The 26,033-nt window shown below is 64.7% G+C and carries 30 protein-coding genes; 10 read left to right on the forward strand and 20 right to left on the reverse strand.

Features of this window, described 5'->3' with window-relative positions:
* Positions 1-109: 109 nt before the first annotated feature.
* Both JI749_RS02940 and JI749_RS02945 read left to right on the forward strand, forming a co-directional pair.
* Positions 110-793: a response regulator transcription factor gene (locus JI749_RS02940; RefSeq protein WP_201658742.1), complete on the forward strand. Its 684-nt coding sequence runs from the start codon at positions 110-112 to the stop codon at positions 791-793.
* 102 nt (positions 794-895) lie between these two features.
* Positions 896-1,357 carry a Crp/Fnr family transcriptional regulator gene (locus JI749_RS02945; protein ID WP_201658745.1) on the forward strand — a complete coding sequence of 154 codons (462 nt, stop codon included), beginning with the start codon at positions 896-898 and terminating at the stop codon, positions 1,355-1,357.
* A 48-nt stretch (positions 1,358-1,405) separates the two neighbouring features.
* Here JI749_RS02945 and JI749_RS02950 read toward each other — a convergent pair whose 3' ends face one another.
* The 5 genes from JI749_RS02950 to rimM form a co-directional block, all read right to left on the reverse strand.
* Positions 1,406-2,218, reverse strand: a complete 813-nt coding sequence (locus JI749_RS02950; protein ID WP_201658748.1) for an exodeoxyribonuclease III — start codon at positions 2,216-2,218, stop codon at positions 1,406-1,408.
* A 120-nt stretch (positions 2,219-2,338) separates the two neighbouring features.
* Positions 2,339-3,004 carry a hypothetical protein gene (locus JI749_RS02955; RefSeq protein ID WP_201658751.1) on the reverse strand — a complete coding sequence of 222 codons (666 nt, stop codon included), beginning with the start codon at positions 3,002-3,004 and terminating at the stop codon, positions 2,339-2,341.
* Positions 3,005-3,090: 86 nt separating this feature from the next.
* Complete coding sequence (rplS, locus tag JI749_RS02960) at positions 3,091-3,642, reverse strand: 50S ribosomal protein L19 (RefSeq protein ID WP_201658754.1); 552 nt, start codon at positions 3,640-3,642, stop codon at positions 3,091-3,093.
* A 184-nt stretch (positions 3,643-3,826) separates the two neighbouring features.
* Entirely contained in the window at positions 3,827-4,510 is a 684-nt protein-coding gene (trmD, locus tag JI749_RS02965; protein WP_201658757.1) for a tRNA (guanosine(37)-N1)-methyltransferase TrmD, read from the reverse strand.
* The gene (rimM, locus tag JI749_RS02970; protein ID WP_201658760.1) at positions 4,507-5,043 is read right to left on the reverse strand and encodes a ribosome maturation factor RimM; all 537 of its coding nucleotides are present in this window, start codon (positions 5,041-5,043) and stop codon (positions 4,507-4,509) included. Before rimM ends, trmD begins: the two co-directional genes overlap by 4 nt.
* A gap of 116 nt (positions 5,044-5,159) precedes the next feature.
* Between rimM and JI749_RS02975 the strand changes: the two genes are divergently transcribed.
* Positions 5,160-5,459, forward strand: coding sequence for a hypothetical protein (locus tag JI749_RS02975; protein ID WP_201658763.1), 300 nt, complete (start codon positions 5,160-5,162; stop codon positions 5,457-5,459).
* Between the two features lie 24 nt (positions 5,460-5,483).
* Here JI749_RS02975 and JI749_RS02980 read toward each other — a convergent pair whose 3' ends face one another.
* The 7 genes from JI749_RS02980 to htpX form a co-directional block, all read right to left on the reverse strand.
* Positions 5,484-5,912, reverse strand: coding sequence for a metallopeptidase family protein (locus JI749_RS02980; RefSeq protein ID WP_201658766.1), 429 nt, complete (start codon positions 5,910-5,912; stop codon positions 5,484-5,486).
* Entirely contained in the window at positions 5,903-7,309 is a 1,407-nt protein-coding gene (gene leuC / locus JI749_RS02985; RefSeq protein ID WP_201658769.1) for a 3-isopropylmalate dehydratase large subunit, read from the reverse strand. Before leuC ends, JI749_RS02980 begins: the two co-directional genes overlap by 10 nt.
* A 90-nt stretch (positions 7,310-7,399) precedes the next feature.
* Complete coding sequence (locus JI749_RS02990; RefSeq protein ID WP_201658772.1) at positions 7,400-8,740, reverse strand: lipopolysaccharide biosynthesis protein; 1,341 nt, start codon at positions 8,738-8,740, stop codon at positions 7,400-7,402.
* Between the two features lie 139 nt (positions 8,741-8,879).
* Entirely contained in the window at positions 8,880-10,466 is a 1,587-nt protein-coding gene (gene purH, locus JI749_RS02995; RefSeq protein ID WP_201658775.1) for a bifunctional phosphoribosylaminoimidazolecarboxamide formyltransferase/IMP cyclohydrolase, read from the reverse strand.
* A 235-nt stretch (positions 10,467-10,701) separates the two neighbouring features.
* On the reverse strand, positions 10,702-12,300 hold the full coding sequence (locus tag JI749_RS03000) for a heparinase II/III family protein (protein WP_201658778.1): 1,599 nt from the start codon (positions 12,298-12,300) through the stop codon (positions 10,702-10,704).
* 112 nt (positions 12,301-12,412) lie between these two features.
* Entirely contained in the window at positions 12,413-13,714 is a 1,302-nt protein-coding gene (locus JI749_RS03005; RefSeq protein ID WP_201658782.1) for an RsmB/NOP family class I SAM-dependent RNA methyltransferase, read from the reverse strand.
* Positions 13,715-13,723: 9 nt separating this feature from the next.
* Positions 13,724-14,707, reverse strand: a complete 984-nt coding sequence (htpX, locus tag JI749_RS03010) for a zinc metalloprotease HtpX (protein ID WP_201658785.1) — start codon at positions 14,705-14,707, stop codon at positions 13,724-13,726.
* Positions 14,708-14,803: 96 nt separating this feature from the next.
* Between htpX and JI749_RS03015 the strand changes: the two genes are divergently transcribed.
* The gene (locus JI749_RS03015; RefSeq protein WP_201658788.1) at positions 14,804-15,007 is read left to right on the forward strand and encodes a DUF1674 domain-containing protein; all 204 of its coding nucleotides are present in this window, start codon (positions 14,804-14,806) and stop codon (positions 15,005-15,007) included.
* A gap of 62 nt (positions 15,008-15,069) precedes the next feature.
* Here JI749_RS03015 and JI749_RS03020 read toward each other — a convergent pair whose 3' ends face one another.
* The 6 genes from JI749_RS03020 to ccmA are packed head-to-tail and all read right to left on the reverse strand — an operon-like array spanning position 15,070 to position 18,296.
* Positions 15,070-15,534 carry an SRPBCC domain-containing protein gene (locus JI749_RS03020; RefSeq protein ID WP_201658792.1) on the reverse strand — a complete coding sequence of 155 codons (465 nt, stop codon included), beginning with the start codon at positions 15,532-15,534 and terminating at the stop codon, positions 15,070-15,072.
* Positions 15,535-15,570: 36 nt separating this feature from the next.
* Entirely contained in the window at positions 15,571-16,104 is a 534-nt protein-coding gene (locus tag JI749_RS03025) for a DsbE family thiol:disulfide interchange protein (RefSeq protein WP_201658795.1), read from the reverse strand.
* Complete coding sequence (ccmD, locus tag JI749_RS03030) at positions 16,104-16,247, reverse strand: heme exporter protein CcmD (RefSeq protein ID WP_201658798.1); 144 nt, start codon at positions 16,245-16,247, stop codon at positions 16,104-16,106. Before ccmD ends, JI749_RS03025 begins: the two co-directional genes overlap by 1 nt.
* Positions 16,244-17,005: a heme ABC transporter permease gene (locus JI749_RS03035; protein ID WP_407644897.1), complete on the reverse strand. Its 762-nt coding sequence runs from the start codon at positions 17,003-17,005 to the stop codon at positions 16,244-16,246. Before JI749_RS03035 ends, ccmD begins: the two co-directional genes overlap by 4 nt.
* A gap of 5 nt (positions 17,006-17,010) precedes the next feature.
* Positions 17,011-17,664: a heme exporter protein CcmB gene (ccmB, locus tag JI749_RS03040; RefSeq protein WP_201658801.1), complete on the reverse strand. Its 654-nt coding sequence runs from the start codon at positions 17,662-17,664 to the stop codon at positions 17,011-17,013.
* Positions 17,661-18,296: a heme ABC exporter ATP-binding protein CcmA gene (gene ccmA, locus JI749_RS03045; RefSeq protein ID WP_201658804.1), complete on the reverse strand. Its 636-nt coding sequence runs from the start codon at positions 18,294-18,296 to the stop codon at positions 17,661-17,663. The genes ccmB and ccmA overlap by 4 nt, the downstream gene beginning before the upstream one ends.
* Positions 18,297-18,467: 171 nt before the next feature.
* Here ccmA and acnA point away from each other — a divergent pair, with 171 nt between their 5' ends.
* The 4 genes from acnA (at position 18,468) to JI749_RS03065 (ending at position 23,178) form a co-directional block, all read left to right on the forward strand.
* On the forward strand, positions 18,468-21,140 hold the full coding sequence (gene acnA, locus JI749_RS03050; protein WP_201658807.1) for an aconitate hydratase AcnA: 2,673 nt from the start codon (positions 18,468-18,470) through the stop codon (positions 21,138-21,140).
* A gap of 149 nt (positions 21,141-21,289) precedes the next feature.
* Positions 21,290-22,027: a DUF1223 domain-containing protein gene (locus tag JI749_RS03055; RefSeq protein WP_201658810.1), complete on the forward strand. Its 738-nt coding sequence runs from the start codon at positions 21,290-21,292 to the stop codon at positions 22,025-22,027.
* Between the two features lie 333 nt (positions 22,028-22,360).
* A complete protein-coding gene (locus JI749_RS03060; RefSeq protein WP_233280967.1) occupies positions 22,361-22,711 on the forward strand; it encodes a DUF2794 domain-containing protein in 351 nt (116 codons plus the stop codon).
* Positions 22,708-23,178: a GNAT family N-acetyltransferase gene (locus JI749_RS03065; protein ID WP_201658813.1), complete on the forward strand. Its 471-nt coding sequence runs from the start codon at positions 22,708-22,710 to the stop codon at positions 23,176-23,178. The genes JI749_RS03060 and JI749_RS03065 overlap by 4 nt, the downstream gene beginning before the upstream one ends.
* Here JI749_RS03065 and JI749_RS03070 read toward each other — a convergent pair.
* On the reverse strand, positions 23,175-23,672 hold the full coding sequence (locus JI749_RS03070) for a GNAT family N-acetyltransferase (RefSeq protein ID WP_201658816.1): 498 nt from the start codon (positions 23,670-23,672) through the stop codon (positions 23,175-23,177). The two genes, JI749_RS03065 and JI749_RS03070, sit on opposite strands and share 4 nt — an antisense overlap.
* Before the next feature lie 102 nt (positions 23,673-23,774).
* Positions 23,775-24,545, reverse strand: coding sequence for a Bax inhibitor-1/YccA family protein (locus JI749_RS03075; RefSeq protein WP_201658819.1), 771 nt, complete (start codon positions 24,543-24,545; stop codon positions 23,775-23,777).
* A gap of 197 nt (positions 24,546-24,742) precedes the next feature.
* On the opposite strand from JI749_RS03075, the gene thpR reads away from it, so the two are divergent.
* A complete protein-coding gene (gene thpR / locus JI749_RS03080) occupies positions 24,743-25,282 on the forward strand; it encodes an RNA 2',3'-cyclic phosphodiesterase (RefSeq protein ID WP_201658821.1) in 540 nt (179 codons plus the stop codon).
* Positions 25,283-25,497: 215 nt separating this feature from the next.
* A complete protein-coding gene (locus tag JI749_RS03085) occupies positions 25,498-26,019 on the forward strand; it encodes an invasion associated locus B family protein (RefSeq protein ID WP_201658824.1) in 522 nt (173 codons plus the stop codon).
* Positions 26,020-26,033: the final 14 nt, after the last annotated feature.

The raw sequence follows: 26,033 nt of genomic DNA on the forward strand, positions 1-26,033 counted from the left end.
CCTATCGCCCGTTGCTTCTGACTGTAACGCCGATGTGATTGGCTGGCCGAAAACCCGTCGCAATATTGTGAGCTGTGGCGGGTCCGAGATAAAAAATCCGGAGAAAACAATGAACAAGCGACGCATCCTGCTGGTGGACGACGACGCTGATCTACGCCAAACCCTGGTCGAGCAACTCGAGACGCATCGCGAATTCGAGATCATGCAGGCCGGTACCGCCAATGATGCGCTGAAGGCAACGCGCGAAAGCAATGTCGACCTGATGATCCTGGATGTCGGCCTTCCCGACATGGACGGGCGCGAGGCGGTCAAGGTGCTGCGCAGCGAGGGCTACAAGAGCCCGATCCTGATGCTGACCGGCCACGATACCGATGCCGACCAGATCCGTGGCCTCGATTCGGGCGCCAATGATTACCTCACCAAACCCTTCCGCTTCCCCGTGCTGCTGGCGCGCATCAACGCAGCCTTGCGGCAGCATGACCAGAGCGAAGACGTGGTGTTCACGATCGGGCCCTACAGCTTCCAGCCGTCGGCCAAGCTGCTGGAAGCCAATGACGGCAACAAGGTGCGGCTCACCGACAAGGAAACCTCGATCCTCAAATACCTCTATCGCCAGGGCCCCAAGACCATCACGCGCGACGTGCTGCTCAAGGAAGTCTGGGGCTACAACAACCGGGTCACCACGCATACGCTGGAAACCCACATCTACCGCCTCCGACAGAAGATCGAGCGGGACCCCTCCCACGCCCGGTTGCTGGTGACCGAAGAAGGCGGTTACCGGCTGGTGCCGTAAACTCGTGGACCACCACAAAATCGAGTACAAAGCCGGTTAAAATGCCCTATAGGATGAGGCGGCCCCGCCGTGGCGGGGCCGTTGGCGCATCCGGATGGGTTCATGATCAGGGACGATGCGGCCGAGGCGCTGGCCCAGGCCGAATTCTTCGATATCTGCGACGACGAGCAGCGGCGCATGCTGGCCTTTGCCGGCGACATCAGGCATTTCGATCCCGACGCGGTGCTTTACCAGGCCGGCGACGTGCCGATGGGCGCCTTCATCCTGATCGAGGGGACACTCAAGGCCAAGCCGGAAGGCGATGGCGCGGGCAAGCCCTACGCCATTTCCGAGCCGGGCAGCGTGGTCTCGGCCATGGCGCTGATCCTGAGCAAACCGCGTCCCGTGACCATTACCGCCGTCACCGACAGCCAGGCGCTCTTCGTGCCGCGCAACGCCTTCCTCAAGCTGGTGCAGCAATCCCCCGACCTGGCGCAGCGCGCCGTGGCCCGGGTCGAGCGCGACCTGGGCAACTATCTGGGGGCGCTGGAGCCCGTTCGCCGCAAGATGAAGAGCGGGGAGTAGGACCAGAGCCCTCGTCACCTCTCCCCCGAGAGGAAAGGAGAAGTATCCCTAAACCCCTGAAAACCGCGCAATGACGGGCACGTGGTCGCTGGGCTGGGGGGCGTAGCCGCGGTAGGCCTTGACGATTTCGGTGCCGATGCAGTGTTCGGCCACGTCCGATGTCGCCCAGATATGGTCGAGGCGACGGCCCTTGTTGGCCAGCTCCCAGTTGGCGCTGCGATAGCTCCACCACGAATAGAGCTTCTGGTCATAGGGAACATGCTTGCGCACCAGGTCGATCCAGCCATGGCCGCCATTGAGGATGGCGTTAAGCGCCTCGGTCTCGACGGGGGTGTGGCTGACGATCTTGAGCAGCTGCTTGTGGCTCCAGACGTCGTTTTCGTGCGGCGCGATGTTGAAGTCGCCGGCGATGAGATGGCCGCGCTGGAAGATCGGTTCGGTGAACCAGCTCGTCAGTTCGCTCAGGAAACCCAGCTTGTGCCTGAACTTGGGGTTGATCTCGGGGTCGGGCTCGTCGCCGCCGGCGGGTATGTAGAAATCATGCAGCGTCACCGGGCCGTGGCCGAAGTCGGTCAGCGCCGAGATGTGGCGCGATTCGGGGATGTCGCAGAACATGCGGCTGGAGACGTCGGTCAGCGGGAACTTCGAGACGATCGCCACGCCGTGGTAGCCCTTCTGGCCGTGGACGGCCATGTGCGGGTAACCCGCATCGCGGAAGGCATTGCGCGGGAACTGGTCATCCAGGCACTTGATCTCCTGGAACATGATCACGTCGGGCGCGTGCCGGGCGATGAAATCAAGCACCATGGGCAGGCGCAGGCGGATCGAGTTGATGTTCCAGGTGACGATGGAAACGGGCATTTTCAGTCTCGGCGAGCGGGGCCTCCTTATCGCCAAGCGGGCGGAGTCGGACAAGCCGGAAATGGCGTAAGGATCTGAGTCAGTCCCGTGGCAGGGCAGCCACGTGCCGACAAGGCGCCTTCACCACTGCGGGTTTTCCGCCTTCCATCGTTCCACCTCATCAAGGCTCGTCGCGCCCGCCAGTACGGCCTGATAAATGTGCCAGCTGCCAACCAGCGGTCCATAGTAGTCCGGCCGGGCTAAGGCCTGGGCCTTGAGACGAAGGATCACGCCCCGATCGGCCCTGGCAAGCTGGGCGATCAGCGCGGCGTCCTTGGTCTGGCGGATGCCGTAGTCCTTCGGCTCCCAACCCCAGATGTCGGATTTCCAGGCCGTGCCGTCGGGTTCGACGAACTGGATGCCCCAGTAGAGCCCGGCGCCCAGCGGATGAGGGTCGACATAGTCGTCCCACATCTGCGCCTTGTGGAGGCGGAGGCCAGCGCGTTCGAGCCCGGCATTGAGGTCCGCCAGCATGGCGGCCCATTCGATACGATAGCCCGGGTCCACCGGCATGTGGATGTCGATATCAGGCCAGACCATCAGGTCATAGCGGGCGCTGCCGGTCAGCGCACAGGTGCCGAAGCGCCCGGAGAACAGCTCGCGCCAGCCTGTTGCCGCCAGGATCGTTTCGGCGCGCTGGCGCAACTGATCTGCCATTCGGGCGTAGCCCTCATGGCCTTCTCGCTTCAAATCGCTCCAGTGGAGCGATTTGTCCTTCGGCCAGCTCGAAGTTTCACGTGAATCCATCGGTCTCCTCCAACGAAAAAGCCCGGCCACCTTGCGGGGCCGGGCTCTGAATTTGCTTCAGGCAAGGGCGGGTATGGAACCCGGGATTATTCTGCCTTGGGGGCTTCTTCTGCAGCGGCAGCCTGCTCGGCGGCGGCAGCAGCGGCTGCGGCTTCCGCATCCTTGGCGGCCTGCTCGGCGGCAAAAGCCTCGGCAGCAGCGATCTTCTCGGCTTCACGGGCTTCGCGAGCAGCTTGGGCCGCTTCGCGTTCGCCTGCCTCGATCTTCTTGGTGCGCGAATTGGTCGATTCGAAAATACGCGCCGACTTACCGCGACGATCGCGCAGGTAGTAGAGCTTGGCGCGACGGACCTTACCGCGCTTGAGGACTTCGATGGACGCCACGTTCGGGGAATAGAGCGGGAATACGCGTTCCACGCCTTCGCCGTACGAAATCTTGCGGACGGTGAACGAAGAGGTGATGCCACCGCCGGTGACGGCGATCACGACGCCTTCATAGGCCTGCAGGCGTTCCTTGTCGCCTTCACGGATCTTGACCCACACCTTGATGGTGTCGCCATGGGTGAATTCGGGGAGTTCGCGCTTGGCGGCGAGGGCGGCAACCTGCTCGGCCTCGATCTGCTGGATGATATTGGACATGTCGATTCCGTTCTGAATCTTTTCGAAGGAGCGTTTATCGGGCCTCTCGGCTCGTCGCCCGGTCTTGGTTGGTAACGGAGGTTGGTCGTCTTTTTATTGATGCGAAGCGGGTCCGATTAGCCCGGCGACGCGGATAGTGGCGCGGCTATAGGGGAATTTTGCCCCAGAGTCTAGGGTTTTGCCGCTACTTCTTGAGCAGGTCCGGCCGTCGCGCCGCGGTCAGCGCCTGGCTCTGCTCCTGGCGCCAGCTGGCGATCCTGCCGTGGTCACCCGAGGTCAGCACACCGGGGATGTCGACGCCCTCAAAGCTCTGCGGGCGGGTATATTGCGGATATTCCAGGAGCCCGTTTTCGAAGCTCTCGTCGGCATGGCTCTCCGCCTTGCCCAGGACGCCCGGGATCAATCGCACCACCGCTTCCAGCAGCACCATGGCGGCCACTTCGCCGCCCGCCAACACATAGTCGCCGATGGAGATTTCCTCGAGCCCGCGGGTATCGATGACGCGCTGGTCGATGCCTTCGAAGCGCCCGCAAATGATGACGGCCCCCGGTCCCAGGGCCAGTTCGCGGGCACGCGCCTGGGTCAGCGTCGTGCCGCGCGGCGACATCAGGATGCGGGGCCGCGCGTCGCCCAGGGGTGAGACGGTGTCGATGGCCCTGGCCAGGATATCGGGCTTGAGCACCATGCCGGCGCCGCCGCCCGAGGGCGTATCGTCAACCGTGCGGTGGCGGTCGGTGGCGAAGTCGCGCAGCTGAGTGACCTGGAGCGACCACAGGCCTTCGGCCAGCCCGCGCCCGAGGACCGAGGCGCCGAGCGTACCGGGAAAAAGCTCGGGAAAGAGGGTGATAATGGCGGCCGAAAAGCTCAATCGGGCTCTTCCTCACCCTCTTCGGCATCGAGCGGCACCACAATGGTCAAAAAGCCATCGGCGACGCTGACATGCGGCACCACGGCCTTGGTGAAGGGATAGAGGTAGGTGTCACCGCTTTGCGGATCGCGAATTTCAATAAGGTCGCCAGCGCCAAAATTGGGGACGGCCGATACCTTGCCGATCACCACCCCGCTTTCGAGCCGCGCCTCGAGCCCGATCAGGTCGGCATGGTAGAAGTCGTCCTCGTCCTCGGTCTCGGGCAGCTTATGGCGGTCAACGAACAGGCTGACGCCATTGAGCTGTTCGGCGGCATTGCGGTCGGAAACGCCCTTGATGTGAGCGATGACCACATTTTTCTGCAGGCGCACCGAGGTCAGGGTGACCGTGAGGCCCGGTCGGTCGGTGTCGAGCGGACCATAGCTGCCGATCGCCTCGGGATCCTGAGTATGGGTGGCGATGCGCACCTGGCCCTTGATGCCATGGGCGGCGCCGATCTGGCCCAGGAAAATCTTGTTGGGTTTGTCGTTCATGCTCGCTCCGCCAGCTTTGACAGCGTCTTAGCAGGCGCCGGGCATGTTGGGAATGTCGCGGGAACCAAGCGTGGCAGGCGGCATTTGTGGATCAAGATCAGCAGGAGCAACGCCCCATGGCCAAGACACTCACCAATCGCGACGATATCCGCCAGTGGGCCGAGGCCAGGGGCGGCAATCCGATGCTGATGGACACGCCAGACGGGACCGGCACCCATACCCTGCTGCAGCTGACCTTTGGCCAGCACGCCATCAATACCGATGGCAATGAGGGACCCGACCGGATCGGGGGCTTCCACCTGGTGAGCTGGGAAGAATGGTTTGACGCGCTCGACGAGGCCAACCTGGCCTTGCGCGTCTCGGATGATCCGGCGGGTGGCAACGAGGCCGAGTTCGAATTCGTGCCGCGCGGCTGATCGGAGGGCCGCGCATAGCGCCCGCTATTCCGCGTCGGCGGCCGCTTCGATGGCTTCCATATCCTCGTCGGAGAAGCCGAAATGGTGGCCCAGCTCGTGGATCAGCACGTGGGTGACGACTTCGCCCAAGGTGTTGTCGTCGTTCTCGGCCCAGTAGTCGAGAATGGCGCGGCGGTAGAGGTAGACGGTATTGGGCAGTTGGCCGGTTTGCGGCATGGCGCCGTCCTCGGTCATGCCGATGCCGGAAAACAGGCCCATCAGCTCGAACGGGCTCTCCATGCCGAAGCCCTCAAGCACGTCATCCTCGGCGAATTCGGCGACCGAGCAGGTCACCTCCGCCGCGAGCGACTTGAAGGGTTCGGGCAGCTCGCGCAAGGCTTGGCTCGCGAGAGCTTCGATGTCATCGAGGGTGGGCGCGAAGCGCGCCCCCCAGTCGGCGTGACTTACTGCCACTCGCGGATATCGACGAAGTGGCCGGCAATCGCGGCGGCGGCGGCCATGGCGGGCGACACCAGGTGGGTGCGGCCCTTGAAGCCCTGGCGGCCCTCGAAATTGCGGTTGGAGGTCGAGGCGCAGCGTTCCTGCGGCTTGAGCTTGTCCGGGTTCATGGCCAGGCACATCGAGCAGCCCGGCTCACGCCATTCAAAGCCGGCATTGATGAACACGGTATGGAGCCCCTCGGCTTCGGCCTGATCCTTGACCAGGCCCGAGCCCGGCACGACCATGGCGTTGACGCCCGAGGCCACCTTGCGGTCGCCGATGACGGCCGCGGCAGCGCGCAGGTCTTCGATGCGGCCATTGGTGCAGGAGCCGATGAAGATGCGCTCGACCGGGATATCGGTGATCTTGGTGCCGGGCTTGAGGCCCATATAGTCGAGGGCCCGCCACTTGGAGGCGCGCTTGTTCTCGTCCTGTATGTCATCGGGGTTGGGCACGACGCCGGTGACCGAGATCACGTCCTCGGGCGAGGAGCCCCAGGAGACGATGGGCGGGAGCTTGGCGGCGTCGAGGATGACGACCTTGTCGTAATGGGCGCCTTCGTCGGACTTCAGCGTCTTCCAATAGTCGAGCGCCATGTCCCAGGCCTTGCCCTTGGGCGCGCGGTTGCGGCCCTTCACGTATTCGAAGGTCTTTTCGTCCGGGGCGATCAGGCCAGCGCGGGCGCCGCCCTCGATGGTCATGTTGCAGACCGTCATGCGGCCTTCCATGGACAGCGACTCGATGGCTTCGCCAGCAAATTCGATGACGTGGCCGTTGCCGCCGGCGGTGCCGATCTCGCCGATGATGGCAAGGATGATGTCCTTGGCGGTGACATGCGGCGGCAGCTTGCCGTCCACGCGCACCAGCATATTCTTGGCCTTCTGCTGGATCAGCGTCTGGGTGGCCAGCACATGCTCGACTTCCGAGGTGCCAATGCCGTGGGCCAGCGCGCCGAAGGCGCCATGGGTCGAGGTATGCGAGTCGCCGCAGACAATGGTCATGCCGGGGAGGGTGAAGCCCTGCTCGGGGCCGACGATGTGGACGATGCCCTGGCGCTTGTCGAAGGGGTCGAAATATTCGATGCCGAAATCGCGGGTATTCTCGGCGAGAGCCGCGATCTGGATGGCGCTTTCCGGATCGGGATTGGGCAGCGACCGATCGGTGGTGGGCACGTTGTGGTCGACAACGGCCAGGGTGCGCTCGGGGTGGCGCACCTTGCGGTTGTTCATGCGGAGGCCTTCGAAGGCCTGGGGGCTGGTGACTTCATGCACCAGGTGCCGGTCGATATAGAGCAGCGAGGTGCCGTCCTCGTTGTTCTGGACCAGATGGTCGTCCCAGATCTTGTCGTAAAGCGTGCGGGCCTTGGTCATAGCTCTATTCCGGCAGGGAAAGTTTGGAGTGGTTCTAAGCCGGGAAGGGCGTGGCGGTCAAGCAGAACCGTACTCACGGGTACGGTTCGTTTAACCGGCGCGGCGAATGGCAAAAATGCCCAGCAAGCTGGTGTCAAGACCGATGCGGAAGCGGCACCAGAGCGCGATGGCCACCTGGGCCAGGATGCGCGCGCCCATATTGGCGGCCGCGGCGCCGACAATGCCGAAGACCGGGATAACCGCGATCTGCACCAGGAAGCCCAGGCCCATGATGACGCCGAAAATAGCGACATAGGCGCGCTCGTGGCCGGTCATCATCATGACGATCTTGGACGGGCCGGTGGCAGCGTCGAACAGGAGGCCCAGCGAGAGCAGCACCAGCACCAGCGTCGCCTCGGCATAGGCCGGGCCGAAGAGGCTGAGGATCCACTCGCCACCGAGGACAAAGGCGGCAAAGACCACCAGCGAGAAGGCGAAGCCGGCGCCCGCTCCCAGGGCAGTGATGGCCTGGGCCTGGCGCATTTCGCCGGCATGGAAATGGCGCGCCACCATGGGTGCGATGACCAGTTCGATGGCGAAGGTGAAGAGCGTCATGAGGCCCGCGGTGCGGAAAGCGTTGAAGTAGAGGCCCGAGCTTTCAAGATCGAGCATCAGGCCGACCAGGATCACGTCCGCATTGAGCGCGAAGGTCTCGATCAGCGCGCCCAGCATCAGCCAGCGGCTGATGCCGCCCCAGCTCGTCCAGTAGCCGCTGACGCCCTCCCGGGTGGGCGCCAGCACATAGCCGGTGCGCCGCGCCTGCCAGAACTGCAGGGCGAGCATGCCGGCCAGCAGCGCCGCTGACAGCACCAGCGCATCGGCGCCGCTGAGCACCACGCCCAAGGCAAAGAGGCCGAGCACCACGGCCGGCAAGGCCAGGCGCCAGAAGATGTCGCGCGGCACCAGCGCCGTCCACAGCGAGCCCTGGGCGCGCAATGCGGAGGAATTGTATTCCGCCAGTGCCATGGGCAGGACCAGGAAGGCCGCACCATAGACGTGGTTGGCCGTTTGATCGAAACTGATGACCTGAACGGTGGCAAAGGCGACGACGCAGAGCAGCAGGGCAGTGACGATGCTGGCGCCGATGGTCAGGGTCGAGCCGGCGCGGACCGCCAGCTTGGCGGCATCGGGCTTGCCGGCGACCGTCTCCTGCGACCACAGGCGCAGGATGGCCAGCGGCTGGCCGATGCCGGCACCGATGGCCAGCACGGTGGCCAGAGCCAGGCCAAAGGCGAAGCGGCCATATTCGCTCGGGCTCATCGTGCGCGAGAGCACGACATAGGTGAGGTAGGTGAGGCCCGCCGTCGCCACCTTGATGCCGAGCGATCCGACCGAGCGCCAGAGGCCGGTCCGAAGCAGGGCGCTGAGATCGGCGGGAATGGCTAGACGCATGGATGGGCCTCGGATCGTGGCTGCACCACCACGACGCCGGCAATCTGCCATGCCAGTCTTAGGAAGCTCTTACCCAGCGGGATCACCGAATGGTGAGACCAGGGCACTCCGCCTCTCCCCGTCGGGGAGATGTGAGACCTCAGTGCCGGAAGTGACGCATCCCGGTCATCACCATGGCGATGCCGGCGGCGTCGGCCGCGGCGATGACTTCGTCGTCGCGCATGGAGCCGCCCGGCTGGATCACCGCGGTGGCACCCGCGGCGACGAGGGCTTCAAGGCCATCGGCAAAGGGAAAGAAGGCATCCGAGGCGACGACCGAACCCTGCGTCAAGGCGCCGTCAAGACCCGCGGCCTTGGCAGCATCCATCGACTTGCGGTGGCCCGTCAGGGCCGAGTCGACGCGCGACATCTGGCCGGCGCCGATGCCGACAGTCGCGCCTGATTTCACGTAGACGATGGCGTTGGACTTGACGTGCTTGGCCACCTTGGCCGCGAGGCGCAGGTCGGCCATTTCGGCCGCAGTAGGCTGGCGCTTGGTGACGACCTTGAGGTCGCAATCATCAACATTGCGGTTGTCGCGCGACTGGACCAGCAGGCCGCCGGCGACCGACTTGACGACCAGGCCATCGGCCTTCGGGTCGGCAATGCCGCCGGTCAGCAGCAGGCGCAGGTTCTTCTTGGCGGCGATGATGTCCTGGGCTTCCTGGGTCGCGGAGGGGGCCACGATCACCTCGGTGAAGACCTTGACGATCTCGGTCGCCGTCTGGGCATCGATCTCGCGGTTGGTGGCGACGATGCCGCCAAAGGCCGAGACGGGATCGGTGCGCAGCGCGTCCTTGTAGGCGGTGACGAGATCGCCGGCCACGGCAACGCCGCAGGGATTGGCATGCTTGATGATGGCAACGGCAGCGACTTCCGCCGGATCGAATTCGCTGACCAGTTCGAAGGCGGCGTCGGTATCGTTGATGTTGTTGTAGGAGAGGGTCTTGCCCTGCACCTGGCTTGCCGTCGCGACGCCGGGGCGGTCCTCGCCATTGGCGTAGAAGCCTGCCCACTGATGCGGGTTTTCGCCATAGCGCATGACTTCGCGCAGGGTGCCGGCGAAGCCGCGATAGCGGATTTCGGGATAGTCGATCGCCTTGGCGAACCAGCTGGAGATGGCGCTGTCATAGGCCGCGGTGCGGGCATAGGCCTTGGCGGCCAGGCGCTGGCGCAGCTCGAAGGGCACACCGCCGGTCTCGGCGATCGCCGTCAGGATGGCGGGATAGTCGGCTGGGTCGACGACAACCGTCACATAGGCGTGGTTCTTGGCGGCGGAGCGGACCATGGCCGGGCCGCCGATGTCGATATTCTCTATGATGTCGTCATAGCCGGCGCCGGAGGCAACGGTCTTTTCGAAGGGGTAGAGGTTGACCGCCACCAGGTCGATGGCGCCGATCTCGTGCTCGGACATGGAGGCGGCGTGGTCGGCCTTGTCGCGCACGGCAAGCAGCCCACCATGGACCTTGGGATGGAGGGTCTTGACCCGGCCATCCATCATTTCGGGGAAGCCGGTGAGGTCGGCGATCTCGCGGACGGGAAGGCCGGCATCCTTGATCAGCTTATGCGTGCCGCCGGTCGACACGAGCTCGACACCCGCGGCCGACAATCCCCTGGCAAATTCGGCCATGCCTGTTTTGTCGAATACCGAAAGCAGCGCCCGCCCGACCTTGACCGTCTTGCCCATGAGGATTTTTTCGCCTGTGATGTGATTTCGGGCGCTCGCTAGCACGAAGCGGGGATGGTGCCAATCGCTGATTGCGGACCGCTGCGGTGCCGTCCCCTCCCCCTTGAGGGGAGGGGTAGGGGTGGGGGTGCTGCGCGTTTCGCGATCTGGGCATTAGTGGAAGCCGCAGCACCCCCACCCTCGGTCCCTCCCCTCAAGGGGGGAGGGAGGCGCAAGGTCACTCGCGGTGGTTCACTCACCCCTGCTCGAGGGTGAAGATCCAGGCCACTTCCGCATCGGCGGCCACGTCGGCTTCGAGCACAAGTTGGCGCGTCTTGTGGAAGCCGACATAGGCCGATTGGCGGACGCTTTCCTCCTCGCGGAAATGCGCGCCTTCCCAGAGGAAGCTCCAGACCGCGCCATTGGGCAGTACGAGGCGCACGATGCCCTCGCCCTTGTTGCGGCGCACCATGACCCCAGGCGCCAGGTGGAACCGGATGGCCAGGAGCCCCGAGGGATTGCCCTTGGCTACCATGCGGTCCTGGCCGACCAGCGTCGTACCCCCCGAGAGCAGCGTCATGTGACGCTCCAGGGTCACCCCGAAGCGCTTGGCATAACCATCGGAGGCCAGGGTCAGCGAGTGGTCGGCGGTATCGAGCACGAGGCTGGGATTGCCGCTGCCGACCAGGTCCTCGGCGTCGATGGTGGGGCCCGAATGGGCCACGCCCTGGCGAAACAGCCCCTTGCTGTCCGGCAGATCGGCCGGGGCCGGACCGCAGGAGCCCAGGATCAGCTCGCTGCCATGGGAAAATTCGAAGGCGAGGGTGCTGGCATGCAGGTCCCCGTCGAGGCCGGCAGGCGGGAGGAGCCCGGAATCGGCGATCACCACGGCGTCCCCATCGCGCAGGATGCCATAGCCACCTAGCAGCATGGAGCGCCGCTTTCGCCCTGGTCCGTTGGCTTGGATGGCGATAAGCACGTCATGCGGCAGATGTCCGCAGCCGTTGAAATAGGCCGGTTCGCCGCTCGACAGCGTCAGCGCGTCGAGGGCCTCGTGCATGCGGTCGATCTGGGCGCCCAGTTCATTGCCGGCCTCCGACTTCACCCCGGCGGCGATGCGGCGAATGCTCACCAGGTCGACCAGCAGTTGCAGCTGCAGCCGGGCATTGCGCGATTTGTGCAGGCCCTCGGCGTCAAGCTGGCTGGCGAGGATGGCGTTGAGCCTTTCGACCTTTCCGGGCACGTCGGTCTTGTCGCCCTGCTCGCAATATTCGGCGCCCAACAGGGCTATGGCTGCAAAGAGCGCGTCGGCCGGATCGCTCGACAGCGGCCCGCGCACCTTGAGGCTCTGGATCTGCGCGCCCAGCACGCGCTGGACCGTGGTGGCCTCTGCCGCCGTCGCCCCATCAAGCAGCAGCGGCAGGTGGCGCAGCCAGTTGAGCACCCGCTGCGCGGTCAGGGAGGGGGCCCAGGTATCGTGCTGGAAATTGCCCTCGCGACCGATCCAGTCGAGCACCAGCATGCGGGCAAAGCGTCGTTCGCCGGGGTCCCGGACGTCGTGGAAATGGCGCAGCCAGGAAAAGCCATGCAGGTTGAGCCACCAGTCGAGATGGTCGACATCGAGGCTGAAGGGCGAGGCGCCGCCGGTCTCGACCAGCTTGGACGCCAGCAGGTAGCGCCCGGCCATCATGTCGCGCACCGCATCGCGGTCGGCTGGGCGGAATTCGGGCAATTCGCCGGCAAAGGCGTCGTCGGCCAGCCCGCGCCAGGTCCAGCGCAGGATCGGCAGCGTGACCACCGTATCGGCAAAGCCGAAAGCGGCACGGCGCAGCGAATGGGGCAGCGATGGCGCCATCAATGCGCCCGCTCCCGCCATGCGTCATCCGCCAGCGTGGTCCCGATACTGCCCGTCAACGACCCAATCCTCGTTCGGCGCCCTTCCCCAACGGCACCATAACCTTGTTTTTTCAGCGGCGGCGGAAACGCGCCACGAAAAACCCGTCCATGCCGCCCGCGCGGCCACCGGGGTCCATCCCCGGATGCGTGCGCACCAGACCACGTTCGGTCACGGCGCCTGCAAGCCCCGGCAGTTCGGCTGCCGTCACCGGCCACAACTCGAGCCCCGGCAGGGCATCGAGCGCCCAATCGACCTGGCGCTCGCCTTCGTCGGGCTCCAGCGAGCAGACGCAATAGACGAGCACGCCGCCCGCATCAAGGCAACGGAAAGCATTGGTGAGCAGGGCGCGCTGCAGCCGCACGCGGCCGGCGACGTCACCCACCGAGCGATGCCAGATCACTTCGGGGTGGCGGCGGAACGTGCCGGTGGCCGAACAGGGCGCATCAAGCAGCACGCCATCGAACAGCGAGGCCGGCGCATAGGTGCCGGCATCGGCGACCACGGTTTCGGCGGTATAATCGAGCCGGGTGAGGTTCTGCTTGAGCCGTTCCATCCGGGTCGCATCGCTGTCGAGTGCGGTGACGCGGTACCCGGCCTTGATCAGCTGGGCGGTCTTGCCGCCGGGGGCGGCGCACAGATCGAGGACGCGGCCACCGGCCTTCGCCCCGAGCATGCGGGCGGGAATGGCCGAGGCGGCATCCTGCACCCACCACTGGCCCTCGGCATAGCCGGGCAGGGCTTCGACGGGCCGGTCGCGCTGATCGATGCGCACGGTATCTACCATCACCGGCTCAGCGCCGAGCTGGTCGATCAGGTCGGGGTCTTCGGTTTTGAGCGTGAGGTCGAGTGGCGCGCCTGCCAGCAGGGCTGACGAGAAGGCGTCGATGGCCTCTTCTCCATAAGCCTCGAGCCAGGTATCGCCGAAGGTGTCGGGGATCACCAGGTCATCATCGAGCATGCCGAACTTGGCCGAATTGGCCTGGGCATTGCGGAGCACGGCATTCATCAGGCCGCTCAGGTGCCGCGCTTTGGGATCGCGCTTGGTGGCTTCGACGGCGAGGAACAGGGCCGAATGGGCGCCGAGATCGGGCAGGAAAACCAGCTGCGCCAGGCTGAGGCGCAGCACGGCTTCGAAGGTCCCGGACTTGCCCGGCATGCCCTTTTCGAGCAGGGCATGGATAATGAAATTGAGCTGACCCTGCCGGCGCAAAGCGGTGGTGATCAGCCGGTTGGCCAGCGCGCGGTCGCGCCCATCGGCCAGATCGGCCGCAGTCAGTGGCGAGAAATTGTCGCCTCCCAGCACGGATTTCAGCCGTTGAGCGGCAACGAGGCGGAGCTTGAGCCCCGCCGGATCAGGTTTGTTCTGCGCCACGCTTGTTCTTTATCCCCAGGGACCGCGTTGTCCGCCGTCCTCGTCGGTCCGTCCGACGGTCGGCACGCGCCAGCCGCCGCCGATATCGCGACCGGTCGAAACCGGCGCGGGGCGAGGCTGAGGCCTGCGGCCCTTATCGTCCACACGCATCTCCGCCGCAAGCCTGCGCAGGGCCTCGATGCGATTGCCGGTATCGGGGTGCGTGGCAAAGAGATTGTCCATGCGCTGCCCGGAGAGGGGATTGATGATGTACATATGGGCCATGGCCGGGTTGCGCTCGGCGGCAACGTTGACCTGGCGACCGGCCAGGGTGGCGATCTTCTGCAGGGCAGAGGCCAAGGCCAGCGGGTCACCCGAGATCTCTGCGCCATCGCGGTCGGCCTCGTATTCGCGGGTGCGGCTCACCGCCATCTGCACCAGCATGGCAGCAACGGGCGCGAGAAACACCATCAACAGCGTGCCGATGCCGCCCAGCGGGTTGTCGCGATTATTGCCGCCGCCAAAGAACAGGCCGAACTGGGCCAGGGCCGAAATGGCGCCGGCAAAGGTGGCCGTAATGGTCATGGTCAGGGTATCGCGGCTGCGGATATGGGCCAGCTCGTGGGCGACGACGGCGGCGACTTCGCGGGTTTCGAGGTGCTTCAGCAGCCCCGCCGAGACGGCAACCGCGGCGTTTTGCGGATTGCGGCCAGTAGCAAAGGCGTTGGGCTGCTCGGACTGGATGACATAGACCTTCGGGGTCGGGATGCCGGCCTTGCGCGACAGGATATCGACCATGTTGTAGAGCTCGGGCACGCGGCTGCGCTCCACCGGCACGGCATTCTGCATGCGCAGCACCAGCTTGTCGGAATTCCAGTAGCCGAAGAGGTTTGTCACCAGCGCGAAGGCGAAGGCGATCATCATGCCCGAAGCGCCGCCGATGAAGTAACCCACGACCATGAACAAGGCCGTCAGCGCGGCCAGCAGGACGGTGGTACGAAACGCATTGAACATCAGTGAGCCCTTGGGTTCTGTTCTCTGGGCAATTATGTTGGGTAGCCAGTGGTTCCATGCAAGCGGCATGACCAAATCGTAATGCGGACTTGTGCCATGAGCGACGAAGAAACATCCGAAGAGGCGCCCCGCGCCCCGCTGAGCGAAGCAGCCAAGCGGGCGCTTGATGAAGCCAAGGCGCGCCGCGCCGCGATCGACGCCAAGGGTGCCTTCGCACCCAAGGAGCAGGGCGGTCGCGGCGGGTTGGAGCCCGGGCGGTATGGTGACTGGGAGATCAAGGGGCTCACTAGCGATTTTTGAGGCTTGGCACTGGCCCCCCACCCTCCATGTCTTTCCGGCCTTTGCCGGAATGACGCCGTGGGCTACAGCGTGCCCCCCACGAACTTGGCCAGATTCACCAGCGATGAATTCATGCCTTCGGCATGGTCTGCCGCCGATATCCCTTCGGGCACATTCTCCGCGACGAAGCGCACTTCGGTTTCGTCGCCCAGTGATGTGAGCAGCGTTGACATGCGCATGGTGCCCTGAAAGGCTGGGTCGTCGCTGACGAAGTCGACTTCCTGCACGATGCGCTGGTCGGGCACCAACTCAATGAAGCGCGCCTCGGCAATATCCTCGTTGCTGCCGCTCTTGCCCGCTATGGCAGCGTCGTCATAGCGCAGGATCATGCGGTAGCGGCCGCCTGGCCGAGGGTCGAATTCTACCATTTCGCCGGTCATCCCGGATGGTGGCAGCCATTGCTCGAGCGCCCTGGCGGTCACCAGCGCCTGATAAAGCGCGGACGGGGTGGCGCGGATATTGCGGAAGGCGGTGTCGGTGCGGCTCATTTTGTCCTCCAGGGAGGAGAACGCACGGCGCCAGGCCTAGCTCCGCGCCTTCTCGATGGCCGGCAACAGCTCGGTCTCGATTGATTCCGGGGTCAGCGGTCCGACATGCTTGAAGGTGATGATGCCCTGGGCATCAACCACGAAGGTCTCCGGCACGCCATAGACGCCCCAGTCGATGGAGACGCGGCGATCGCGGTCGGCGCCGACGGCGTCGTAGGGATTGCCCAGTTCTGCCAGGAAGGCCCGGGCATTTTCCGTCGCGTCTGCCTGGTTGATGCCGAAAAGGCGCAGGCCCTCCACGTCGCGCAGGGCCATCAGCAGCGGATGCTCGTCGCGGCAGGGAATGCACCAGGAGGCAAAGACGTTGACGACGGTCACCTCGCCCTTGAGCGCCGCGGTATCAAAGCCCGGCACGCCCAGCTCGGGGACTGCGGCAAGGGCAAAGGCCGGCGCCGGCTTGTCGATCAGCACCGATCGCACGAGACCCGGATCGCGGTTGATCGAGGCGGCAAACACGGCCACCAGGGCAACGAGGGCGATGAGCGGCAAGCCGAAGAGCAGGTAGCGCATCAGCGGCGCGTTTCCAGAGCGGCGAGCCTTTTTGCCGTGGCCCGGGCATCGACAAGCGTCCAGCCGATCAGCCCCGCGACGCCCAGGGCAACGCCAATATAGGCCCAGACGATGAAGACGGCATGCGGTCCCAGGTCGATCATGCGCCGGCTCCCTGCGCGGCCTTGCGCTGCAACGTCATCACCCGCCGGCGCTTGACCTCGGTATGCATGGCCTTGAGGTGCAGCGTCAGGAACAGGAATGTAAACGCGAAAAACATCACGAAGAGCGGGGTCAGGATCGAGCCGGGCATGCGCGGGCCATCGGCGCGGAACACCGATGCGGGCTGGTGCAGCGTGCTCCACCAATCCACCGAGAACTTGATGATGGGGATATTGACCGCCCCGACCAGGGTGAAGACGGCAATGACCCGGGCGGCGCGCAGCTGATCGTCGAAGGCGCGCCACAGCGCGATGATGCCCAGATAGATGAAGAGCAGCACGAGCGTCGAGGTCATGCGCCCATCCCATTCCCAGAAGGTCCCCCAGGTCGGGCGCCCCCAGAGCGCGCCGGTGAACAGGGCCAAGGCGGTGAAGAGGGCACCCAGTGGCGCCGCGGCTTTCATCGAGACATCGGCCATGGGGTGGCGCCAGACCAGGGTGCCCAGCGCCGAGACCGTCATCACGCCATAGACGAACTGCGACAGCCAGGCATTGGGGACGTGGACATACATGATGCGCACGGTATCGCCCATCTGGTAGTCCTCGGGCGAATTGAAAAAGGCAAACCAGAGTCCGGCCACGAACAGCACAGCCGTCAGGATGGTCAATGGCCAGAGCAATGGCCGCGTCCAGGCGACGAACTGCCCCGGATGGGCAATCCGATTCCACCAGCTCTGCTTGGGTGTGGTTTCCATGCTCATGGGCTCTAGTCCTCGCCCGAACTTATCGCAAGGGCGGCGGCAAAGGGAGCCAGCGCCACGGCCATGAGGCTCAATGCCGCAAGAAACAGCATTGCCGCGCCTGATTGACTGGCGGTGATGCTGCCGGTGCCGAAGATCAGCACGGGGATCGACAGTGGCGCGATGAGGATGGGCGCGATCAGCCCGCCCCGCCGGATCGACACGGTGACGGCCGCACCCACGGCGCCAAAGGCGGCCAAGGCGGGGGTGCCCAGCAGCAACGAGAGCAGCACGCGCCAGAACGTATCGAGTTCCATGGCGAGCAACAGGGCCAGGAATGGCGACGCCACGATCAGCGGCAGGGCCGAGACCAGCCAGTGTGCGGCCAGCTTTGCCGCGACGACCCCGCTCAGCGGCAAATCGGCCTGCCGGAGCAGGATCAGCGAGCCGTCCTCATGATCAGGACGAAACAGGCGGTCGAGCCCGAGCAGCATGGCCAGGAAGGCCGCGATCCACACCATGCCGGGGGCGATGCGGGCCAGCAACACGCGATCGGGGCCGACGGCAAACGGGACGATGGCCCCCACGATGACGAAGAACAGGATCAGCGTCAGCATGTCGCCCCCGCCGCGCAGGGCCAGGCGCAGTTCGCGTGCCAGCATCGCCCAGAAAGCCGTCATGGTCGTGCCCCCAGGACCAGGGTTTCCATGCGCGCCGGATCGGGCAGGGTGATCGGGTCATGCGTCGCGGCAATGGCCAGGCCGCCCATGTCCAGGTGCCGGTCGATCAGGCGGGTCAGCAGGGCGTGGCCATCGAGATCGAGCGCCGCGGTCGGCTCGTCGAGCAGCCAGAGGGAGCGGTGGCTGACCAGCAACCGGGCCAGCGCCAGCCGGCGCGATTGCCCGGCCGACAGGTAGCCGGCATCGAGATCGGCCAAGGGGCCGAGCCCCACTTCGTCCAGCGCGGCCCTCGTGGCAATACCGGTTGCGCCATTGACCGCGCGCCAGAAATCGAGATTTTCCAGCACGCTCAGCCGCGGCTTGATGGCGTTGCGATGGCCGCAATGATGGAGCTGCGGCCCGGCGTCGGGGTCTTGTCCCTCCAGGGCGAAAGCGCCGGCCAGTGGCGCCACCGTGTTGGCCAGCGTCAGCAGCAGTGTCGTCTTGCCCGAGCCATTGGGGCCGCGCAACAGCAGGCACTGTCCCGGCCCGACCGAAAAGCTCAGCGCAGCGGTCAATCCGATGCCACCCCGCCCGCAGACCAGGCCGGTGGCAACAAGGGTCAGCGGGGGAAAGACTTGCCTTTGCGTCATGACCCCTTCTCGTATTGGAGCCAAGCCGACACTGGCAAGGGCAATCGCAATTCTCTATAAGCCCCTATAGTTTGGAGTCATTCCAGCAAAGGCGGCGCTGTTGAGCGGTTTCCGAGGCCTTTTCGCCCGGACCGGCGTGCCTGCCGCAAAGACAAGATTAGGGCGGAAACCATGACCTCGGTAAACAGCTTCAAGTCGAAATCGACCCTCACGGTCGGCGGCAAGACCTACACCTATTATTCCATCACCGAAGCCGAGAAGAACGGGCTCAAGGGCGTGTCGGCCCTGCCGCATTCGATGAAGGTGGTGCTGGAAAACCTGCTGCGCTTCGAAGACAACCGCACGGTGACCAAGGCTGATATCGAGGCCGTCGCGACCTGGCTCGTTTCCCGCACCAGTGAGCACGAGATTTCCTACCGCCCGGCCCGCGTGCTGATGCAGGACTTTACCGGCGTCCCCGCCGTGGTGGACCTGGCCGCGATGCGCGACGCCACCGCCAAGCTCGGCGCCGATCCGCAGAAGATCAATCCGCTGGTCCCCGTCGACCTTGTCATCGATCACTCGGTGATGGTCGACAGCTTCGGTACCCCGCTGGCCTTCGAGCAGAATGTCGAACTCGAATATGAGCGCAATGGCGAGCGCTACGAATTCCTGCGCTGGGGCCAGTCGGCCTTCGACAATTTCCGCGTCGTCCCCCCGGGCACCGGCATCTGCCACCAGGTGAACCTCGAATACCTGGCCCAGACCGTGTGGACCAAGGACGAGAATGGCGAGACCGTCGCCTACCCGGATACGCTTGTCGGCACCGACTCGCACACCACCATGGTCAACGGCATGGCCGTGCTCGGCTGGGGCGTCGGCGGCATCGAGGCCGAGGCTGCCATGCTTGGCCAGCCCATCACCATGCTGATCCCCGAAGTCGTCGGCTTCAAGCTGACCGGCAAGATCAATGAAGGCATCACCGCCACGGACCTCGTGCTGACCGTTACCGAAATGCTGCGCAAGAAGGGCGTGGTCGGCAAGTTCGTCGAATTCTACGGCCCGGGCCTCGATTACCTGAGCCTCGAAGACCAGGCGACCATCGCCAACATGGCTCCTGAATACGGCGCCACCTGCGGCTATTTCCCTGTCGATGCCGATACGCTCAAATACCTGACCACCTCGGGTCGCGATCCGCAGCGCGTGGCGCTGGTGGAAGCCTATTCGCGCGCCCAGGGCATGTTCCACGAGACCAACTCGCCCGACCCGGTCTTCACCTCGACGCTGGAACTCGACCTTTCCACCGTCGTGCCATCCATCTCCGGCCCCAAGCGCCCGCAGGACCGTATCGCGCTGGACAATGCCAAGTCGGCCTTCGCCGCCGCCCTGCCTAAGGAATTCGGCAAGACGGACGATCCGGCCATCCCGGTCGAAGGCAAGGATTTCTCGATCGGCCATGGCGACGTCGTCATCGCCGCCATCACCTCCTGCACAAATACGTCCAACCCATCCGTGCTGGTGGCTGCCGGCCTCGTCGCCCGCAAGGCGCGTGAACTCGGCCTCAACAGCAAGCCCTGGGTCAAGACCTCGCTGGCGCCCGGCTCGCAGGTGGTCACCGACTACCTGACCTCGGCGGGCCTCCAGGACGATCTGGATGCCATCGGCTTCAACCTGGTCGGGTACGGCTGCACCACCTGCATCGGCAATTCCGGTCCGCTGCCTGTGGAGATTTCAAAGGCCGTGCAGGCGGGCGACCTGGTCGCTGCCTCGGTGCTGTCAGGCAATCGCAATTTCGAAGGCCGCGTGAACCCGGACGTCAAGGCGAACTTCCTCGCCTCGCCGCCGCTGGTGGTGGCCTATGCGCTGGCCGGCTCGATGAAGATCGACATCACCAAGGATGCCATCGGCACCTCCAAGGACGGCAAGCCGGTTTACCTGAGGGATATCTGGCCCTCCAACCACGAGGTCGCCGAGATCGTGCGCAAGCACGTGACCAAGGAGATGTTCCAGGGCCGCTATTCGGACGTCTTCAAGGGCGACACCAACTGGCAGGGCATTCAGATCGAGGGCGGCGAGACCTATGGCTGGAACTCCAGCTCGACCTATGTGCAGAACCCGCCCTATTTCGAGGGCCTGACCATGGAGCCCAAGCCGGTCACCAATGTCACCGGCGCCAAGGTGCTGGCGCTGTTCCTCGACTCCATCACCACCGACCATATCTCTCCGGCCGGTTCGTTCAAGGCGACGACGCCCGCCGGCAAGTATCTCGAGGAACGCCAGGTGGCGCCGCGGGACTTCAATTCCTACGGCGCCCGCCGCGGCAACCACGAAGTGATGATGCGTGGCACCTTCGCCAATATCCGCATCAAGAACCAGATGCTCTCGGGCGTCGAGGGTGGCTACACCAAGGGTCCGGATGGCTCGCAGATGGCGATCTACGATGCTGCCATGGCCTACCAGGCCCAGGGCACGCCGCTGGTGATCTTTGCCGGCAAGGAATATGGCACCGGCTCGTCGCGTGACTGGGCCGCCAAGGGCACGAACCTCCTCGGCGTGCGCGCCGTGATCGCCCAGTCCTTCGAGCGTATCCACCGCTCCAACCTGGTCGGCATGGGCGTCATCCCGCTGCAGTTCAAGGACGGCGAGAGCTGGCAGACGCTGGGCCTCGACGGTAGCGAAACCATCGACATCGAAGGCGTCACCTCGATCGCGCCGCGCGCCATGGTCACCGTCAAGATCACTCGTGCCGATGGAAGCGTGGTCAATGTCGAAACCCGTTGCCGCATCGATACGGCAAACGAGCTCGACTACTACAAAAATGGCGGCATCCTGCACTACGTGCTGCGCAGCCTCGTCGCCGCGTAAGCGGCCTTGCCAACTGGAATGCAAATGGCGGCCTCAGGGCCGCCATTTTGTTTTAGCTCATCTCGAGATCGCACCGTGTAGGTAGATTCTCCCCCTCTCACCCTCTTTTGACTGGCGAGGTCTGGCGGGCCCGGCTTACAACCTTGCCCATGATTGCAAGACCCATCCTTGGCGCTGCCCTCAGCATCGTGACGCTGCTTGCCCTGGTTCAATCGACCAGCGCGGAAAGCACGCGCACGCGTCCCAAGGCGGTGGTGGAACTCTTCACCAGCCAGGGCTGCGCCCAGTGCCCGCCGGCCGATGCGCTGCTCACCGGCCTGGCCGAAGAAGGCGACGTCGTGGCGCTGGCCTACCATGTCGACTACTGGGACTATGTGGGCTGGGAAGACACGTTCGGCAGTCCGGAATTTTCCGATCGCCAGCGCGCCTATGCCAAGAGCTGGGGCTCGTCGCGCATCTATACGCCGCAGATGGTGGTCAATGGCGCCAAGGGCGTCGTTGGCTCGCGGCGGGGCGAGGTGCATGGCGCGCTCGATGGTGCCGCACTGCCGCTGGGCGTGGAACTCGCGCGCGATGGCGATACGCTCGACGTGACCATTCCGCCCAATACCAGCCTGGATGATGCCGTGGTCTGGATGGTGACCTATCTTGATCGGGCTGATGTGGCGATCGACAAGGGCGAGAATGCCGGCAAGGCCATGGTCTATACCCAGGTGGTGACCGACCGGCAGGTGTTGGGCATGTGGGAAGGGGCGACGGGCGCCAGCCTCAAGCTGCCGCTCCCCGAAATTCTCGGCCAGGGCAGCAGCGGCATTGCCGTCATCGTGCAGCAGGAAAAGGGCGGCCTGCCTGGCCCGATCCTGGGGGCTGCGACCTACGAGCCCTGAGTGCTAAAGAAAAACCCATCCCTGGGGGCAGGGATGGGCAAGGTTCTGACTGGTCAACTCAAAATAGGGGCGGCTGACACCCGGGCGTCTGGGTTTGGGGGCTCGGTCGGCCCGGATGCCAGCCACTGGAGGCAATGGTTGTAGGCTGATCCCCCTTTCGGGCGGGGGCAGGGACAAACTGTGACCAAAATGGGGTATTTCGCCCGCGTAGCTGGCCCCTTGCATCCGAAGGCGAATGCCGCAATCATGACAGCGCGTTGACGATTGAAATGTCCCGGAGTCGATCCACTGGCGCAGGGTAGCCCACCACAGGACAAGACGGTCAGCCTGTCGCTGGTCCATGCCGCAGGCGAGGCTCCAGCGCGTCCGGTTTCCAGCAGGCTTCCTGGCGTCACCGCCTTCGATCGCAAGGAACTCCAGCTCATCCTCAATGTCTATGGTCGCAAGGTAGGGCAGGGGGAATGGCGCGACTACGCCATGGACTTCCTGCGCGACAGGGCCGTGTTCTCGGTCTATGCCCGGGTTTCGGAGCGACCGCTGTTCATCATCGAAAAGACGCCCCGCCTGCGCAACCGGCAGGGACAATATGCCGTCACCAACCAGCAGGGCCGCATCCTCAAGCGCGGGCATGACCTGGCTTTGGTGCTGCGCGTGCTCGATCCGCAACTGGCCATCGTGGGATGATCGCGGTTCGCCCTGCGACCGCAGCCGACGTTCCGGCGATGAGCCGGGTGCTTATCGCTTCCATAACCGAACTCTGTGGTCCCGACCATGGCGGCGCGCCCGAGCGGCTGGTGACCTGGACGGCGAACAAAACGCCCGAGGGCGTGGCCCATATGCTGGCCAGTCCGGGGCTGCGCATGCTGGTGGCGGAGCTGGATGGTCAGGTGGCGGCCGTTGGCGCGGTGGTGCCCGATAAGGGCGAGGTATCGCTCAACTATGTCGACCCCGCCGCCCGGTTTCGCGGCGTCAGCAAGGCACTTCTTTCGGCGCTCGAAGCCGAGTTGCGCGTCCACGGCGTGGTCGAGGCCCAGCTCACCAGCACGACCACGGCCCGCGCCTTCTATCACGCGGCGGGCTGGAGCGAGGACGCGACACCAGTCGCCTGCATGGGCGGCGAAGGTCACCGCATGCGAAAGCGATTGGGTTAGAGCGCCTTTTGCAGGTGCACGATGTCGTGCCAGCGGTCGAACTTGTAGCCGACCGATTTGTAGTAGCCGACGCGCTCGAAGCCGAATTTCTCGTGGATGGCGATGGAGTTGGCGGTGTTGGCGGTGATCACGGCCAGCATCTGCTTGAAGCCGAAGGCGCTGGACTGGGCCAGGAGCTCGGTCAGCAGCGCCTTGCCCAGGCCGCGCCCGGTTGCCGCGGGATCGAGATAGATCGAGTCCTCGCAGGTGAAGCGATAGGCGGCGCGCGGGCGGTAGAAGCTGGCATAGGCATAGCCCAGCACCTTGGCGTCTCCCTCGGCCACGATCAGCGGATGTCCCAGGCGCTTGAGGCCCGCATATTTCTCGGCAATGGCCTCTTCCCCGGGCACCTCGGTGTCGAAGGTGATGGCGGTGTTGCGGACATAGTGGCTGTAGATGGCCGTGATGGCCGGGACGTCGGACCAGGAAAACGGGCGCAGGATGAAGTCGGACACGGCGTCGGCTCGGCAAAACAAAGGGACCGCATCCCTTGTAGGATGCGGTCCCGATGTCAGTCCAACCAAATTGCTTGATCGGTCGATCAAGCCACCTGTTGCTTACTCGCGGTTGCCGAACAGGCGGAGCAGCATCAGGAACAGGTTGATGAAGTCGAGGTAGAGGTTCAGCGCGCCCATGATGGCACCCTTGGCCAGCACGTCGGCGCCATAGGACTCCGAGTAGCCTTCCTTGATCTTCTGCGTGTCGTAGGCGGTCAGGCCCACGAAGATCAGCACGCCGACCGCCGAGATGGCGAATTCGAGCATGGACGACTGCATGAAGATGTTGACCACCGAGGCGATGATCAGGCCGATCAGGCCCATCATCAGGAAGCTGCCCATCTGGGTCAGATCACGCTTGGTGGTGTAGCCGTAAAGGCTCATGGCACCGAAGGTCGCGGCGGTGATGAAGAACACCTTGGCGATCGAGGCGTCGGTATAGACCAGGAAGATCGAGCTCAGCGACACGCCCATGATGGCGGCGAAGGCCCAGAAGGTGGCCTGTGCAGCCGGCACGGACAGCTTGTTGATGCCGAAGCTCAGCACCAGCACGAAGGCCAGGGGAGCCAGCATCACGACCCACTGCAGCGGGCTGGCATAGAGCAGATAGCCCCACTGGGTGACGAGCTGGCCGTTGGCCAGCTGGCCCACGGCGGCGTTCGGATCGGTGGTGATGGCGGCGGCGGCGGCGAACCAGGCGGCGAGCCCGGTCACGACAAGCCCGATACCCATGTAATTGTAGACGCGCAGCATGTAGCTGCGCAGGCCCTCGTCGATGGCCAAGGCCGAGCCGGCCCGCGCACCGAGGGTCTGACGGTCATATTCAGCCATAGTCGGTTTCCTTTCCCAATTGTCGCGGTCTCTTGCACCGCCGGTGGGCATTGGTTTGCCACTTGATGAAACAATATGGATGTGACCCCAGTTGTTTACAAGTGATCTTGGCCTGCTGCGACGAATCGACTGGCCCGACGGTCGCTCTGTGCTACGGTCGGGGTCGAATCGCGTGTCCTTATGAAGAGGAGGGCCCCATGCCCCGGCTCTTTACCGGCCTTGAAATTCCGGCCGATGTTGGATTTGCGCTTTCTCTCAAGCGGGGCGGATTGACGGGCGCCCGCTGGATCGACGCAGAAAACTATCACATTACCTTGAGATTCATCGGTGACGTCGACCACCAGACGGCCAACGAGGTGGCCGACAGCCTGGACCGGCTGGTCAATTCGCTGCGCTTTTCGGTGCGGCTCACCCATCTGGGGTCGTTTGGTGGTGACAAGCCGCGGGCGCTTTATGCCGGGGTCGAGCCCAGCGAGTCGCTGAACCGTCTGCAGGCCGCCCAGGAACGCGTGCTGCAGCGGGCCGGCCTGCCGCCCGATGGCCGCAAATTCGTGCCCCATGTGTCCCTGGCGCGGCTGCGCGGCACCAGTGCGGGGGAACTGGCGCGGTTCATGGCGGAAGCGGGGCGCTTCGAGCCGCTGAGCTTTCCGGTCGGCCGCTTCGTCCTGTTTTCCAGCAAGGATTCGGTGGGCGGTGGCCCCTATGTCGTCGAACAGAGCTACACCCTGGCCGCCTAGGGCCGCTGCTGCTCGGGCATCAACACATTGTTAACCGGCGCGGCGCAAACCGGCATGGGCGGGCGCGGCCCGCCAAAATGCCGCCGCGATTGACTCGCAGTTGAAGCAAATACGCGCAAACGTGGCGGCGTTTGACACCTTGGTAACCATGTTGGGCGACAGTTCGCGGGCATTGCTCCCAGCATGGGACCTTCGAGACAAAGGATGAATTGGCGATGACGACGAAAACCGGTGGCCTGGTCATGGGGCTCGCGGTCGGCGCGATCATGGCTCTGGTTCCTGCCGCGCAGGCGCAGCAGGCGACCGAGCTCGGCACTTTCAATGCCTGGACGGCCTGGCAGGCAACCGACGCGTCCGGGGTGATCTGCTACGTTTCGGCCACCCCGCAAAAGAGCGAGCCGGCCGGCGCCAACCGCGATCCGATCCACTTCATGATCATCCACCGCAAGGGCATGGGGACCAAGAACGAGGTCCAGACCATTATCGGCTACCCGTTCAACACCTCCGACGCCAAGGCCAGCGCCAGCGTCGATGGCAAGTCCTATCCCATGGTGACGGAAGGCTCGGCAGCCTGGCTCGCCTCGACGGGTGACGAAGGTGGGTTCGTGCAGGCGTTCAAGGCCGGCAGCAACCTGGTGGTCAAGGGGACCAGCCAGCGTGGCACCAATACCGTCGATACCTATTCGCTGTCGGGCGCGACCGCGGCGATGAACGCGATCGACGCTGCCTGCGCATGATTTTTGAGTTGCCC

Source organism: Devosia oryziradicis, from assembly GCF_016698645.1.
In the GTDB taxonomy this organism is placed as follows: domain Bacteria; phylum Pseudomonadota; class Alphaproteobacteria; order Rhizobiales; family Devosiaceae; genus Devosia; species Devosia oryziradicis.